We start from the raw sequence: 16,057 nt of genomic DNA, 5'->3' as shown, positions 1-16,057 counted from the left end.
TAGCATTATTATGCGTTTTCAGCTAACATTTTTTGTCCTGCTTCAATAGCTTCTTCAATAGTTCCTTTCAGGTTGAAAGCAGCTTCCGGTAAGTGATCTAATTCCCCGTCAATGATCATATTGAATCCTTTGATCGTATCTTTAATATCCACCAATGAACCTGGAATACCTGTAAACTGTTCTGCTACGTGGAAAGGCTGAGATAAGAATCTCTGAACTTTTCTTGCACGGTAAACTACAGATTTATCTTCTTCTGAAAGTTCTTCCATACCAAGGATCGCAATAATATCCTGTAATGCTTTATATCTCTGAAGAATTTCTTTTACTCTTTGAGCGCAGTTATAGTGTTCTTCACCAATTACTTCCGGAGCTAAGATTCTTGAAGTAGAAGCTAACGGATCTACCGCAGGATAGATACCCAGTGAAGCAATCTTTCTGTCCAGTACTGTTGTTGCATCCAAGTGGGCAAATGTAGTTGCTGGAGCCGGGTCAGTTAAGTCATCCGCAGGTACATATACCGCTTGTACTGAAGTAATGGATCCGTTCTTTGTAGAAGTAATTCTTTCCTGCATCGCTCCCATCTCAGAAGCAAGAGTCGGTTGGTAACCTACCGCTGATGGCATACGCCCTAAAAGTGCAGATACCTCAGAACCGGCCTGTGTAAAACGGAAGATATTATCTACGAAGAAAAGTACATCTCTTCCTTGTCCGCTTTCACCTCCATCTCTGTAATATTCAGCTAATGTAAGTCCTGAAAGTGCTACTCTCGCTCTCGCACCTGGTGGCTCATTCATCTGTCCGAAAACGAATGCTGCTTTAGAATCTTTCATAACTTCTAAATCTACTTTAGAAAGATCCCATCCTCCGTTTTCCATAGAGTGCATGAAGTCATCTCCGTATTTAATAATACCAGACTCAAGCATCTCTCTCAAAAGGTCATTTCCTTCTCTCGTTCTTTCACCTACTCCGGCGAAAACTGAAAGTCCTCCGTGTCCTTTTGCAATATTATTAATCAACTCCTGGATCAATACTGTTTTACCTACCCCGGCACCACCGAACAAACCGATTTTACCTCCTTTTGCGTAAGGCTCAACCAGGTCGATTACTTTAATACCCGTAAATAAAACTTCTGCAGAAGTTGAAAGTTGATCAAATTTCGGAGCTTCTCTGTGGATTGGTAATCCACCTTCTTTAGAGATATTCTGAAGTCCGTCTATAGCATCACCAACAACGTTGAATAGTCTTCCGTTTACAGCTTCTCCGATTGGCATTGTAATAGGATTTCCATATCCAATCACATCCTGCCCTCTTTGAAGACCGTCTGTAGCATCCATTGCAATACATCTTACTGTATCTTCACCAATATGCTGCTCTACTTCTAAGATAACTTTTTCACCGTTTCCTTTTGTAATTTCCAACGCGTCATAGATACTTGGAACTGCTTCCACATCTGTAAAAACAACGTCGATTACCGGACCAATAATTTGAGAAATTTTTCCTTTAATTTGGTTTGCCATTGCTAAATTTTTTCTTGGTGCAAATATAATGAAACTTCACAAACCCACAATTGCTAAAAAAAAGATTTTTATCATGCTTTTTAAACTACCTCCTATCATAGTTTTTTGGGTTATTTTTCTGAGATTTGGATTGAAGAACTATACTTATAGATAAGATAAAACACCATAACATAAAATAACATCTCCTATTATTACTCTATATAATACAAAGGTTTTATATTTGCAGTCAAATTTTTTCCGTTTTGAAAATCTTCAAGAACTTTAATGAATATTCTTCTCAGAAACCTCTGGCATTATCTTTAGGTATGTTTGACGGGGTCCATCTTGGGCATAAAAGTATCATCAACGAATTAATAAAAGTGGGCTCAGAAAATAATTTGGAGACCGCCATTCTTACTTTCTGGCCTCATCCCCGTTTTGTTTTCAACCCCAATGAAGATTTAAAGCTTCTTAATACCCTGGAGGAAAAGAAGTTCCTGATGGATAAATATGGTATTGATAATTTATTCCTTAAAGAATTTGATGAAGATTTCAGGAATCTTACGGGTGAAGAATTTGTCCGTCAGATTTTGGTAGATAAACTTCATATAAAATACCTTATTATAGGGTACGACCATTCTTTCGGAAAGAATAAAAGCGGAAATTTTGACCTCCTTCAGAAACTCTCTAAGGAACTTGGTTTCGAAGTGGAGCAAATGGAAGCCATCAATATTCATGAAAATAATATCAGCTCTACGAAAGTCCGGAATGCTTTACTGTCGGGAAATATTAAAGAAGCTACTGAAATGCTGGGCTACCCCTACTCTGTTTCGGGAACAGTGACCCATGGTAAAAAAATAGGAAGGACCATCGGTTATCCCACTGCCAATATCAAAACTGATTCCATAAAACTTTTACCTAAAAAAGGAGCTTATATTGTAGAAGTAGAGGTCAACAGCCGGCAATATAAAGGAATGCTGAGCATCGGGACCAACCCAACCGTGAATGGAGATCAATTAACCGTGGAAGTATATATCCTCGATTTTAATGAAGATATTTATGATAAACCTATTACAGTTAAGTTCAGGGATTATCTCCATGATGAAATAAAATTCGAAAGCCTGGAAAAGCTGATTGAAAGATTGGATGAGGATAAAAGACTTACAGAAATGTTTCCGTTCTAGGAATTCAGGATTTCTTCTTTTGCTTTTTTAGTAAGGGAAGAAAATACCAGATCATAAGAATGATCGATAAGCTTTAAGATCAATTCTTTTTTCACTCCGTCCATCATTACGGAATTCCAATGGGTCTTATTCATATGATAAGCTCCGGTAATTTGCGGATATTGCGCTCTAAGTTCCTGGCTCCATTCCGGATCTGTCTTTACGTTGATGGAAAGCGGGTTACTATCTAAAGATATCAAAATAAAAATCTTGGTTCCTACTTTCATAACAAGCGTTTCGTTGTCAAATGGAAAACTTTCGGTAACTCCTTTTTTATTCAAGCAATATTCCCTTATTTCATCTATTTCCATGATTTAAATTCTGATATATATCAAATATATCACTTTTTACTTATATTTTTTGTATATTCCCATTTCATTTCAAATTTTAAGGTTATTATTATATATGAAAATTCTTATTGTTGAAGATGAAGACGCTCTAAGGGAAGTTACACAACAATTTCTGGAAAAAGAAAAATTCACGGTAGAATCTGCAAAGAATTTCCAGGAGGGACTGTTTAAAATTTCAGACTATGATTATGACTGCATACTTTTGGACATTAACTTACCTGACGGCAGCGGACTCAATTTACTGAAGGAGATAAAAGATCAAAATAAAAAAACCTCAGTAATTATCCTCTCTGCCCGGGATTCTGTGGACGATAAAGTAAAGGGACTGGAACTGGGTGCGGATGATTACCTAGCCAAACCATTCCATCTGGCTGAACTTTATGCCAGAATTAAGTCTGTCATCCGAAGAAAAAACCATGAAGGAAACCAATGGATTTCCTACAAAAACCTGAAAATGAATATAGAAGACAGAATTGTAATGATTGATGATCAGGAAATGCAGCTCAACAGAAAAGAGTTTGACATGCTTTATTATTTTATCAGCCGTCCGGGAAAAACTTTTCAAAAAACGACTCTTGCCGAATCAATCTGGGGTGATCATATGGATCAGACGGAAAGCCTCGATTTCATCTACTCACAGGTAAAAAACCTTCGAAAAAAACTGAAAAATCATAATGCTGATATGGATATCACCGCTGTCTATGGAATAGGTTATAAATTAATTTAATGGTTGTCTATTTAAAAAACTATACGCTTAAATATTTACTGATCTCTTTATTCCTGCTCATTGCAGTATGGGCTGGATTATTCTATGCCTTTATACTGGAAGAAGTGTATGATAATGTAGATGACGGCCTTAAAAACCAAAAAATCGAAATTATCCGGGAAGCCTACTCCAATCCTGAAATTTTAATCGAAAACCGGGAGTTCGGTATTAACCAGTTCAGAATAATTCCTATACCTAAAGAAAAGTTCACACAAAAAGATGAATTAAAGAATGAAATGATCTTCATGCCGTATGATAATGAGGAAGAGCCCTACCGTGTGCTGAAAAGCCATTTTCTGGATAAGGCCGGAAATGCCTATCAAATCGAAATTTATACTTCCACTATTGAAGAGGATGATCTTATTTATAATCTGCTTACGGCGTTGATCGTGCTTTATATTTTACTTATTGCCAGTATTTATGCTACCAATCAGATTGTCCTCAGCAAGGCTTTTAAGCCTTTAAAAAAGATTGTTTCCCAACTGGAACAATACCGTTTCGGAGAAAAAATTAATTTTAAAACCATTAAAACTCCTATTAAAGAATTTAATGACCTTTCCAAAGGGATCACCCAAATGCTTGAAGATAACCAGGAAACTTTCCTTCAGCAAAAAGGCTTTATTGAAAATGCATCCCATGAACTGAAAACCCCCATCAATATTATTCAGAATAAACTGGATTGGTTAATAGAAAATGAAGAACTGAATGAAAATAACCTCAATCAGCTGGTAGACATTAAAAAAACTACCAAAAGAATGTCTGATCTGGTAAGTTCACTGCTTATGCTTTCAAAAATAGAGAACAGACAATTCCAGAATGAAAGCGAAGTGAATGTCAATGAAACCATTAAAAATATTGAAGAGGAAATCCAGGAATGGCTGCTGTATAAAAGATTGAATTTCACCCTGAATGAATACCAGACATTTCTTATTTATTTTAATAAGGATTTATTGCAGATTCTTTTCAATAACCTCATTTTTAATGCCGTAAAATATACTCCTAAAAATACTTATATCCAGGTGGATATTTATATGGATAAAATTATTATTTCCAATACAGCTGCGGATGGAAAAGCTCTTGATAAGAATAAAATTTTCAAAAGATTTTATAAAAAAGGCGAAGATCAGTCTTCCACCGGACTAGGACTTTCTATTGTTCAAAGTATTATTAATAAAAATAATCGTTTGGATCTGGAATATTCCTACAAAGAGGGTATGCATTATTTCACAATCCAAAGAAAAAATTCCTAATTCTTTCCCAAATGTATTCTTTATTTTGTTGTATTAAAAGATAAGACAATGAAATTATTAATACAATTAAAAACAGTAATGGTTGTTGCCGCTATGGCAACAGGCATCAATGCTTATGCACAGGATACTGTAATTCCTACTGCACAACTGCCTAAGACTTCACAAACGTTTATCACGAAGAATTTTAACAAGGCTAAAGTTTCTCAGGCCCAAAAAGAAAGTATTGCAGGTATAGCCAGAGAATATAAGGTTTACTTAGATAACGGGACATCCATAGAATTCGGAAGAGACGGTTCATGGGAAGAAATAGAAAACGAACAGTCGGGAGTTCCTTTCAGTGTTGCTCCGGCGAGTATTCAAAACCACATAAAACAGAAGTTCCCCAACACATTCATTACTAAAATTGAAAAAAAGAGATATGGATACAGTGTTGATATTTCTAATGGATTAGAGCTTGAATTTGACTCTAAAGGGAATTTCACAAAAATAGATGATTAAAAAAAGACAACTCCATAATTTAATAGACAACAAATGAAAAAATTAATTACAACGATCACATTCTCAATTATCGGTTTAGTTTCAGTTTCCTGTAATGATGATGATAACGACAGACTTATCAGCGCAGACCAGCTTCCTGCAACATCCCAGACTTTTTTAAGTACCTATCTTGGAAATGAATCTATTGTAAGAGTTGAAAAAAATGTTCCTGCAGAATATGACGGTACCGTATACGAAGTGGATTTAACGAATGGCTATGAAGCGGATTTCTCCAACGAAGGAGATTGGCTGAGCGTAAGCCAGGAAAATGATTTCGGCAGTATTCCTACCGGATTTATCGATACAAACATTATGCAATATATTACAACAAACTATCCTAATGTAAGTGTAAATTCAATAGAAAAAGAACCTTCTCACATAGAAGTGGAACTGACGAACAATATTGATCTTATATTTAATCTGGATGGAAGCTTTGTAAGCATACAATATTAAAATATTCCATCATTATGACAGAAACCTCGTTGAACTTTTGTTTAGCGGGGTTTTATTTTAAGCTCATATCGGAAATTTTTGTAATTTTAATACCATATCAAAATCCTAATTATGAAAGCTTTGGTAATAGGTGCTACGGGCGCCACAGGAAAAGATCTCGTCTCCCAGCTGCTGGAAGATAAAGACTTTGAAGAAGTGGATATTTTTGTAAGAAAACCGCTGGATCTGCAGAATGAAAAACTCAATATCCATGTCGTGGATTTTACAAAACCCGAAGAATGGAAACATTTGATCAAAGGGGATGTTGCCTTTTCATGCCTGGGAACAACCCTCAAAGCTGCCGGAAGTAAGGAAGCTCAGAAAAAAGTGGATTTCGATTATCAATATGAATTTGCAAAGGCGGCCAAAGAAAATAATGTTGAAGATTATATTTTGGTTTCATCTTATGGAGCCAATCCAAAATCAAAAATCTTTTATTCCAAAATGAAGGGAGAACTGGAAGAAGCCGTAAAAAAGCTTCATTTCAATAAAATAACCGTTTTCAAACCCGGAATGCTGGAAAGAAAAGATTCCGACAGAACCGGAGAAGTATTGGGAAGCAGGATTATCAAATTTGCCAACAAGCTAGGCCTGCTGGAAAGTCAGAAACCTCTGCCTACCGATGTTCTGGCTAAAGCTATGATCAATTCTTCAAAAATAAAAAGCAATGGATATTCCAGTATAAAATTGGGAAATATCTTCTGTTTCGCTGAGAAAAAAAATGATTAAAAAAAGCCTCATTGCTGAGGCTTTCATTTATTTTAGATATTTTGTTATCGCTTCATCGGTAGGCTTTGTAGTACTCACAAAAGTATCGATCAGCTTTCCGTTTTCATCTACCAGAAACTTGGTAAAGTTCCAAAGAATCGTCGTATTCTTTAATCCGTTCAGCTCTTTTTCCGTAAGGTATTTAAAAATGGGTACCATATCATCTCCTTTTACGGAAACTTTAGCAGCCATAGGGAATGTAACTCCGTAATTTTTTTGACAGAAAGCTCCGATCTCCTTATTAGTTCCCGGCTCCTGTCCTCCAAAATTGTTAGCCGGAAAACCTACGATTACCAGCTTATCTTTATGCTCTTCATACAACTTTTCGAGATCAGCATATTGGGGAGTAAATCCACACTCGGAAGCCGTATTGACGATAAGAATTTTTTTTCCTTTAAAGTCTGCAAAGTTGATTTCTTTACCATCCAGACTTTCCACTTTGAAGTCATATATTGTTTCTCCCATAAGTTCCTTGGTTTTAGCTTGTGATAATTCACTTTTCTGATTGGTACAACTCTGTAAAAATGCAACAAACGAAAGCAGTAATAAAAAAATCTTTTTCATAGGGATATTCTTTATATTAGTTAGGCAGGATCTTATCTTAATTAATCCTGTTAGAATTTAAAGGTATTATTGGGAAATACTTTATTCACCTCTATTTTATTCAATATCATCACGTAATCCCCATTCTTTTTAGGACTTGAAGATTCTATTCTGAAAGGCATCATAAGGTTTCCGGCTTTCTTGTAATCGGAATACACCAATGTTTCTTCTTTTTTCACCTCTTTAATGAGCATATAAGACTGTGCATCAAAATAATATATATTCTTATTCACATTTTTCGTAAGCTCTACCTTATGGCAATATATATTTCCTAGTTTTTCTTTTCCTAAATATTTGGCCTCAAACCCTTTATTTTCCCAATCGATAAAATCATTATCGAAGCTCTCGGGCACATAATCACCATATTCCTGAAGTTTATTGGTAGCATAGTTCATTCCATACCCTTTTTTTCCGTCATATCCTTCTATCGCTACATCCTTATTTCCTATGGTAATAACCGTTTTGGTAAGATTAGGACGCTGCTGATATATTTTTATAGGATATTCATCTTTAACTCCCAACACTACTTTTCCCTGTAACGATACGGAATTCAAAAGCTTCCAATTCGTCAATCCCCCGGACTGCTCAATATTTTTATCAATGATCTCCTTAGCTGTCTGTGCTAAAGAAAACTGGGAAAAAATCAATACCAGTACTAACAGAAATCTCTTCATTAATTCAGTTTATAAATCCAAATATAAGGTTTTGTAATTAATTCTATTGTTAATGTATGCTAAAGTAGTGCTGTAAATGAATATTATAATCTTTAACTTCCTTTTTAGATTAAGTTTCTTGCTTTTTCCAGGTCTTCAGGAGTATCAATACCAACTCCGATGAAATTGGTCTCGATCATTTTAATTTTCATTCCGTATTCCAGATAGCGGATACATTCTATCTTTTCTGAAATTTCCAGCGGCTTCATCTCAAGCTTGGAAAACTGAATCAAAGCATGCTTCCGGAACGCATATACTCCTATATGCTTGAAATACTCTACGTTATAAGAAGTCTCCCGGTGATAAGGGATTACAGAACGGCTGAAATATAAAGCAAAACCATTGTTATCGGTAATCACCTTTACATTATTAGGGTTTTCAACTTCTTCTTTTTCATTAAGCTTAATTTTTAATGAGGCTAAAGAAATCTCCTGGTTATCATCTTCTTTAAAGACTTCTATCAGCTGCTTCAGAGGTTCAAGCTTTAAAAAAGGTTCATCTCCCTGAACATTGATTACAATATCACAATCAATATTCTGAACAGCTTCTGCAATCCTGTCGCTTCCTGTTTCATGCTGACCCGTCATGACTGCCTTTCCCCCGTTATTTATAATTTCATCATAAATAATCCCGGAATCTGTCGCTACAAATACTTCATCAAATAAACCTGTTTCCACCACATTTTTATAGGTAGTGGTAATAACTGTTTTATCTCCTAACATCTGCATCAGTTTACCGGGAAACCGGCTTGCTTCATAACGGGCAGGGATTACTGCTATAATTTTCATATTTAGTTAAAGGTATGAATGATAAGTTATGGGTATAAATCATAAGTATTTTGGTAATGGTCTCCAGTAAAATTAAAGCTCTTTTTCCAACAATATTTTTACTCATAATTCATAACCCATAACTCATAACGAATTTATGCCAACTTATTTAAAGCCGCTTCCAGTTTCGGAAGCATCACTTCTATTTCATTGATTGCTATACCACCCACAGAAGCACGGAACCAAGGCTCTGATTTTTCTTCCCCAAAAGCTGAGAAAGGAACTAAAGCAACTCCTGCTTCATTAATTAAATAGAATACTAAATCAGAAGAACTTTCCAATACGCTACCGTCCGGTTTTGTTTTTCCGATATAGTCTAATTTAATGGTAAGATAAAGCGCTCCCATCGGCTTAATACTTTCTACGGCCAGCCCTTTTCCTTTTAAATCCTGAATTCCCTGGTGAAGAACTTTTAAGCTCGCTTCCAGTTTTCCTTTGAATTCATTCACGAAATTGTTTACTTCCGCTGTATTTTCATAGTATTTTGCAGTAGCTTCCTGCTCAGGTTTTGGTGCCCATGCTCCTACGTGAGTAAGAAGTGCCTTCATTTTATCGATGATATGAGACGGACCGAATCCCCATCCTACACGAACTCCCGTAGCGGCAAGGCATTTTGAAATTCCGTCAATATAGATGGTATACTCTCTCATTTCAGGGAAAAGAGAAACCGGATCTACGTGTTCAGCTCCAAAAGTAAGGTTGGAATAAATCTGGTCATACATTAAGTATAGAGGCTTCTCATCTGCTCCTCTTTTTTTGTTTTCTGCTAAAATCATTTCACAGATTTCAGTAAGCTGTTCTTTGGTAAACATCGTTCCCGTAGGGTTCAACGGAGAACAAAGTGCCAGCAGCACAGCTCCATCCAAATGAGGTCTCAAATCGTCTGCTGTCGGAAGGAAATTAGTTTCAGGTTTAGTTTTTACTTCTACGGCATTGGCTGAAGTAAGATAGGCGTAGTGATTGTTATTCCATGAAGGTGTAGGATAGATCACTTTATCTCCTTCATCCACAATGGTTTTGTATACAGCATAAATCAAAGGTCTGGAACCTGCTGTAATCAGGATATCATTCGCGGAATAATCCAGATTCCATCTTGTTTTCAAATCTTTGGATACTGCATTTCTTAAAGACAGAAGCCCATTAGCCGGCGGATAATTCGTCAAATTATTCTGATAAGCTTTCTGAATTTCTTCCTTCAGTTGAGCCGGTATCGGATAAATATTGGAATTAAGATCCCCAATAGTCAGGTTAGCGATTTCCGCTCCTTTTGCTTTTAAATCATTTACTTCATTACCTATTTTTACAATTTCAGAACCAATAAGGTTCGCCGCTAATTTTGAAACTTTCACTTGATTTTTATTATTGTTAAATTAATTATATTTATAATTGATGAATGACAATTCATTCTTTTAGTTGAGTTGAAGATCTCTTTTTACCTCTTCTATTTTTTCATTCAGGGCAACCAGCTTTTCTGAAAACTCTGCTTCCGATTGAATGGAATCTTTCACGGAAATATAGAATTTGATTTTAGGCTCGGTTCCTGAAGGTCTTACACAGATTTTAGTCCCGTCCTGCGTGTAATAGATAAGTACATTGGATGTAGGAATATCATCCATTACATTTTTTTGGTTGGCGGAAACTACAAAATTAGTCTGCTCTTTAAAGTCTTTAATTTCTTCTACCGGAGATCCCGCAATAACTTTAGGCGGATTTTCTCTGAAGTTTTTCATCATATTCTGAATTTCTTCAGCTCCGTCCCTGCCTTTTCTTACGAGATTGACCAATCCTTCATAATACATTCCTGTTTCCTGGTAAATTTCTATCAGGTACTGATACATCGTTCTGCTGTTGGCCTTACACCAGGCTGCGATTTCACAGGCAAGAAGTATACTTCCGCAGGAATCTTTATCTCTTACAAAATCTCCGGTCATAAAACCAAAGCTTTCTTCTCCCCCACAAACGAACTTTTCCTTTCCTTCAAAATCACGGATCATTTTTCCGATCCATTTGAAACCTGTAAGTCCCACTTTGCAGTCTACTCCGAATTTCTGAGCGATATCAAAGAAAATATCCGAAGTTACGATAGTTGAACCTATAAATTCTTTTCCGGTGATTTTACCCTGTTTTCTCCATTCATTGAGAATATAGTAGGTAAGGATAGTGTTGGTTTGGTTTCCGTTTAAGAGCTGCATTTCTCCATCAAGGTTTCTTACTGCAATTCCTAATCGGTCACCATCCGGATCGGTTCCGATCACGATATCCGCATTGGTAATTTTTGCAAGGTCCATAGCCATGGATAAAGCTGCCGGCTCTTCCGGATTCGGAGAATCTACCGTAGGAAAATTTCCGCTTGGGATCATCTGCTCTTTTACAAGATCCACTTTTTTAAATCCGGCTTTTTCCAGTGCTTTCGGAACGGTGGTATAAGTTGTTCCATGAATGGATGTAAAAACGATATTCAAATTTCCTTTCCCTACATCCTGGTAGGTGGAATTGGCGATGCAGGCATCAATATATACATCATCCTGCTCTTCTCCTATCCATTGTATCAAATCGTCATTTCCATCAAATTTAATGGTATCAAACGCCACCGAATATACTTCTTTAATAATAGCTTCATCATGAGGTGGAACAATCTGTGCTCCATCATTCCAGTATACTTTATATCCGTTATATTCAGGTGGATTATGGGAAGCAGTCAGTACGATTCCCGCATTACATTGCTTATCTCTTACCGTAAAAGATAATTCAGGAGTGGGTCTGTGATTTTTAAACAACAACACCTTAATTCCGTTTGCCGTTAAAACATCGGCCACCATTTTTCCAAATTCCTTAGAATTATTACGCACATCATAGGCAATGGCTACTTTGATTTCCTGGTTGGGAAACTGCTGATGAAGGTAATTGGCAAGTCCCTGGGTAGCCTGGCCCAAGGTATATTTATTTAAACGGTTGGTCCCTACTCCCATTATTCCTCTCATACCTCCTGTCCCAAACTCAAGCTCTCTGTAAAAAGAATCTTCCAAATCAGGAGAATTACTGTCAATAAGTAATTGAACAGCATCTCTAGTTTCCTTATCAAATGTATCGTTTAACCAAAGCTTTGCTTTTTCCAGTGTTGTCATACTTATATTTTGTTTCTTATAGTTTATTAAATTGTATATTAAATCTTAGAAGGTTAATTTTTGCCAGAACATAAACTGACATTAATCCAGCTTTTTGTTTTCTACCTTAGTGGTCCTCTCTATTTTAAAAGCACGGATAGGATCATTATAATAAACCAGTTTAGCGGTATTTTTCACATCTCCTTTCAATGAATCTTTTACATTTACTTCGGCATAATTTCCATTCTTAGAATCAAGGTTAAGATTGGTAATTTTCCAGTAAGGAGCAATAAGGCTTGCAGTATCGGCTATTTTAATGACTGCATTTTTAGTTTCTCCTAAAAAATTGGCCCGGCTGGTATTCAGCATTTCAACTTCCGCCCTTCTCGTATTAATAGATCCGATAAATTTAGCGTTATTTTTTAAGTTTAATCTGAAATTATCAGTTTTTATTTCGCTGGAAATATTCATTTCAACAGAATCGGAAATGGATACTTTTTCAAGATTGTATTTAGAATAGATCGTTACATTATAAAAATCCACTCCTTTAGTTTTTCTTTTTTCTTTTATGAAAAGAGTTTTATCCTTTACATCTACATCCAGATTCTTAGCAATATTGGGATAGGTTTCTATCTCCACCAAATTTTTTGGACCTCTTGCATAAAACACTCTAAAGCTTCCCGCCACATCCAAATTGACAAACTCGGAAACTTCAATTTCTTTATTTTCTATATTCCCTTCAGGAGAGATTTTACCACAACCTGATAAAGAAAAAACCAAGAATAAAAAAAGACCTAAGAATTTGAATTTCTGAAGATTAATATTCATAAAAATTTTGACTTATATAATGTGGCAATTTACAATATTATTTTCAAAATTAAGGTAATATAACCGCTAAGAAAAAGCCCATTTATCAAAATAAATGGGCCATAATTAATGCAATATAAAGTAAGGTATAGTACTTCCTTAACGAGTCAGCTTCCGTAAAGTATTTACCAGAATATCCACATCTTCATAGGTATTATAAAATGCCAAAGAAGGGCGTACGGTAGTTTCCACTCCCATTCTCCGGAGTATGGGCTGGGCGCAGTGATGCCCTGTCCTTACGGCAATTCCTTCTTTATTCAATATTTTTCCTATTTCATCATTGGTAAATCCTTTCAGGTTAAATGATAGCACACTGGCTTTATTTTCTGCCGTCCCTATGAGCCGAAGCCCCGGGATCTGCTTAAGATAGTAGGTAGCATATTCCAGCAGCCAGTGTTCATATTGTGCAATCACATCCATTCCTATGGATGACACATAGTCAATAGCGGCACCTAAGCCTACTGCATCGGCAATATTTCCCGTTCCGGCTTCAAAACGATTGGGTGCGTTATGGTACTGGATTTCTTCAAAGGTAACATCCTGGATCATATTTCCTCCTCCCTGCCAAGGTTCTGTGGCATTAAGGATATATTCTTTTCCATATAAAACTCCGATTCCTGTAGGTCCGAAAACTTTATGTCCGGAAAAAACAAACCAGTCTGCATCTAAAGTCTGTACATTAACTTTCATATGGGAAACGGACTGCGCACCGTCTACCAGGACTTTTGCTCCCATACCATGGGCCATAGCCACCATCTGCTGGGCAGGTGTTACGGTTCCCAATGCATTTGAAACCTGGGTGAAGGCTACCAGTTTGGTTTTAGGAGTCAGCAACCTGGCATATTCTTCCAGGATGATCTGTCCGTCATCATCTACAGGAATGACTTTTAAAACCAGTCCTTTTTTATCGGCTAATCTTTTCCACGGAACAATATTGGCATGATGCTCCAGATTGCTCACAACGATTTCATCACCTGCTTTCAGGCACTGATTTCCCCAACTTTGAGCAACTAAATTAATAGCTTCCGTAGCCCCTCTTACAAAGATGACTTCATTTACGGAACGGGCTCCGATAAATTCACGGACCTTCTCTCTGGCTTCTTCATAAGCATCCGTAGCCCTTGCAGCCAATTCATGAGCCGCCCTGTGGATATTTGAATTTTCATATTCATAAAACCTGGTGATCCTATCGATAATCTGCTTAGGCTTTTGGGTAGTGGCAGCATTATCCAGCCATATCAAAGGTTTTCCGTTCACTCTTTCAGATAAAATAGGAAAGTCTTTTTTCACCGCAAAGGCATCAAAAGACCCGCCTGAAAATATTCCGGGTTTCAGTGTGTCTTTTGAAAACAGACTATGGGAAGGATTTACATTTCCTTCTAAAAAATAAAATGAAGGTGTAGCACTTGTGCTGGTAATCGGACTTTGAAAAAACTCTTCTTTTCTGTAATCAAAATTATTAAGCTTCAATATTTCCGGCAATGCCGTCAAAAAGGAATCATACTCGAAAAGTCCTTTCAATCCCTGATGTTCCTGAACATTCTGTCCTTTTGTCTGCTCCAGGTTTCTATCACGAAAACTTGTTTCAGGATCATTGATATTAAAGTGCTCGCCCTGTTTCATATAAGAAGGTGTTGCTCCACTGCCTGCTACAGAAGCCGGAATCCTTCCTCCGTTTGCACTTTGATGAACCTTTGAAATATCCGCCCTGTCTGTTGTAGTATGGTTCAAATAAGAATCCGAACTTCTTAAAGAGGGAGAGACTCCTATTCCTGCCACTCCGGCCGGTTTCGGCTGAAAGTCTAAGGACTGGGGCTGATAATCTGCTGCATTCAAATTGGAATTATTGAAGGTATTCAACACATTTTCAGCAGCCAATCTTGCTTTGGGATGTTGTTCCGGATCCAATGATATTTCTTTGGGAACTTCATTAGGCAACCCTTTGAAAAGAGCATTAGCCAGGTTCTGAATTTCGTTGATATCCGGTAACGGATTAGTATTTATACTCATAATAGTTGTTGATATCTACATCCTCCAATACAGCAATAGCATCATCTACCAGCACTGCAAGAGAACAATATAATGAAACAAGATAAGAAGCAATAGCACGGTCATTGATCCCCATGAATCTTACGGATAATCCGGGGGTCTGCTCTCCCTGTAATCCCGGCTGAAACAATCCGACAACTCCCTGCTTACTTTCTCCTGTTCTTAGTAAAATGATCTTTGTTTTTCCTTTTACAATTGGTAATTTATCAGACGGGATCAACGGAATTCCTCTCCATGTAATAAATTGTGATCCGAATAAAGAAACTGTCGGAGGCGGAACTCCTCTTCTGGTACACTCTCTGCCGAAAGCTGCAATAGCTAAAGGATGAAGAAGGAAGAACCCGGGCTCTTTCCATACTTTACTGATCAAAGCATCCAGATCATCGGGAGTCGGACCTCCGCCCGTACGGGTTTTTATAATCTGTGAATCTGCTACACTGTGTAGAAGGCCGTAATTTTTGTTATTGATAAGTTCGCTTTCCTGTCTTTCCTTTATCGTTTCGATAGCCAGTCGAAGCTGCTCTGAAATCTGATTGTAAGGCTTGCTGTAAAGATCCGATACTCTGGTATGCACATCTACAATGGTCTGTACTGCAGCCAGATTATATTCTCTGGGATTATCTATATAATCTACAAAGGTTCTGGGAAGTATTTTTTCATCACGTGTAGAACAATCCACTTCAATATGTGAAGCATTTTTTACTTTATTCAAACGATAAACACCTGATTCTACCGGGATCCAATGGAGTAATTGCGTGAGCCATCTCGGGGTGATGGTTTCCATCTGAGGAACTGTACGGGTTGCAATTGCGAGGTGACGTGCCGCAACATCTCCTAGTGCGGTCTGGGCGTAGTGTTTTTCTTCTGCCATAATTGTTTTTTTTATTTTCAGGTACTAAAATATACATTTTTAAATAGTCTACAAAAAAGGTAGACTATTGCATTAAGACACTACTATTCATTTTATTTCGTCATAATAAATTATAATTATTAATTACTAAAAAAATAAGAA

General features: G+C 36.8%; 16 protein-coding genes. 6 read left to right on the top strand and 10 right to left on the bottom strand.

Annotated elements, in window-relative coordinates; genetic code table 11:
- Positions 1-8: 8 nt before the first annotated feature.
- The gene (gene atpD / locus ABJ974_RS07525) at positions 9-1,517 is read right to left on the bottom strand and encodes a F0F1 ATP synthase subunit beta (protein WP_419870769.1); all 1,509 of its coding nucleotides are present in this window, start codon (positions 1,515-1,517) and stop codon (positions 9-11) included.
- Between the two features lie 242 nt (positions 1,518-1,759).
- On the opposite strand from atpD, the gene ABJ974_RS07520 reads away from it, so the two are divergent.
- The gene (locus ABJ974_RS07520; RefSeq protein ID WP_419870768.1) at positions 1,760-2,680 is read left to right on the top strand and encodes a bifunctional riboflavin kinase/FAD synthetase; all 921 of its coding nucleotides are present in this window, start codon (positions 1,760-1,762) and stop codon (positions 2,678-2,680) included.
- Here the strand turns inward: ABJ974_RS07520 and ABJ974_RS07515 are convergent.
- A complete protein-coding gene (locus ABJ974_RS07515; protein WP_419870767.1) occupies positions 2,677-3,030 on the bottom strand; it encodes an MmcQ/YjbR family DNA-binding protein in 354 nt (117 codons plus the stop codon). The two genes, ABJ974_RS07520 and ABJ974_RS07515, sit on opposite strands and share 4 nt — an antisense overlap.
- A 94-nt stretch (positions 3,031-3,124) precedes the next feature.
- Here ABJ974_RS07515 and ABJ974_RS07510 point away from each other — a divergent pair, with 94 nt between their 5' ends.
- The 5 genes from ABJ974_RS07510 to ABJ974_RS07490 all read left to right on the top strand — a co-directional run bounded on the left by ABJ974_RS07510 (position 3,125) and on the right by ABJ974_RS07490 (position 6,843).
- On the top strand, positions 3,125-3,796 hold the full coding sequence (locus ABJ974_RS07510; RefSeq protein ID WP_419870766.1) for a response regulator transcription factor: 672 nt from the start codon (positions 3,125-3,127) through the stop codon (positions 3,794-3,796).
- A complete protein-coding gene (gene porY, locus ABJ974_RS07505; protein ID WP_419870765.1) occupies positions 3,796-5,085 on the top strand; it encodes a PorY family sensor histidine kinase in 1,290 nt (429 codons plus the stop codon). Before ABJ974_RS07510 ends, porY begins: the two co-directional genes overlap by 1 nt.
- Positions 5,086-5,133: 48 nt before the next feature.
- Positions 5,134-5,583 (top strand): PepSY-like domain-containing protein, encoded by a 450-nt coding sequence (locus tag ABJ974_RS07500; RefSeq protein ID WP_419870764.1) that lies wholly within the window; start codon positions 5,134-5,136, stop codon positions 5,581-5,583.
- 33 nt (positions 5,584-5,616) lie between these two features.
- A complete protein-coding gene (locus tag ABJ974_RS07495; protein WP_419870763.1) occupies positions 5,617-6,075 on the top strand; it encodes a PepSY-like domain-containing protein in 459 nt (152 codons plus the stop codon).
- A gap of 111 nt (positions 6,076-6,186) precedes the next feature.
- The gene (locus ABJ974_RS07490; protein ID WP_419870762.1) at positions 6,187-6,843 is read left to right on the top strand and encodes an NAD(P)H-binding protein; all 657 of its coding nucleotides are present in this window, start codon (positions 6,187-6,189) and stop codon (positions 6,841-6,843) included.
- Positions 6,844-6,870: 27 nt separating this feature from the next.
- Here ABJ974_RS07490 and ABJ974_RS07485 read toward each other — a convergent pair whose 3' ends face one another.
- From ABJ974_RS07485 to ABJ974_RS07450, 8 genes are all read right to left on the bottom strand, one after another.
- Positions 6,871-7,446 (bottom strand): glutathione peroxidase, encoded by a 576-nt coding sequence (locus ABJ974_RS07485; protein WP_419870761.1) that lies wholly within the window; start codon positions 7,444-7,446, stop codon positions 6,871-6,873.
- A 50-nt stretch (positions 7,447-7,496) separates the two neighbouring features.
- Entirely contained in the window at positions 7,497-8,159 is a 663-nt protein-coding gene (locus ABJ974_RS07480; RefSeq protein WP_419870760.1) for a histidine kinase, read from the bottom strand.
- A gap of 104 nt (positions 8,160-8,263) precedes the next feature.
- A complete protein-coding gene (kdsB, locus tag ABJ974_RS07475) occupies positions 8,264-8,986 on the bottom strand; it encodes a 3-deoxy-manno-octulosonate cytidylyltransferase (RefSeq protein WP_419870759.1) in 723 nt (240 codons plus the stop codon).
- Positions 8,987-9,120: 134 nt separating this feature from the next.
- Entirely contained in the window at positions 9,121-10,374 is a 1,254-nt protein-coding gene (locus ABJ974_RS07470; RefSeq protein ID WP_419870758.1) for a pyridoxal phosphate-dependent aminotransferase, read from the bottom strand.
- Positions 10,375-10,434: 60 nt separating this feature from the next.
- Positions 10,435-12,150, bottom strand: a complete 1,716-nt coding sequence (locus tag ABJ974_RS07465; RefSeq protein ID WP_419870757.1) for a phospho-sugar mutase — start codon at positions 12,148-12,150, stop codon at positions 10,435-10,437.
- An 81-nt stretch (positions 12,151-12,231) separates the two neighbouring features.
- Positions 12,232-12,957 carry a GIN domain-containing protein gene (locus ABJ974_RS07460; RefSeq protein ID WP_419870756.1) on the bottom strand — a complete coding sequence of 242 codons (726 nt, stop codon included), beginning with the start codon at positions 12,955-12,957 and terminating at the stop codon, positions 12,232-12,234.
- 138 nt (positions 12,958-13,095) lie between these two features.
- Complete coding sequence (locus ABJ974_RS07455) at positions 13,096-15,006, bottom strand: family 2A encapsulin nanocompartment cargo protein cysteine desulfurase (RefSeq protein WP_419870755.1); 1,911 nt, start codon at positions 15,004-15,006, stop codon at positions 13,096-13,098.
- Entirely contained in the window at positions 14,990-15,916 is a 927-nt protein-coding gene (locus tag ABJ974_RS07450; protein WP_419870754.1) for a family 2A encapsulin nanocompartment shell protein, read from the bottom strand. Before ABJ974_RS07450 ends, ABJ974_RS07455 begins: the two co-directional genes overlap by 17 nt.
- Between the last annotated feature and the right edge of the window lie 141 nt (positions 15,917-16,057).

This window comes from Chryseobacterium sp. CT-SW4 (assembly GCF_048572715.1).
Classification (GTDB): domain Bacteria; phylum Bacteroidota; class Bacteroidia; order Flavobacteriales; family Weeksellaceae; genus Chryseobacterium.
The sequence above is the reverse complement of the archived record's forward strand: the minus strand, read 5'-3'. Positions and strand labels throughout refer to the sequence as shown.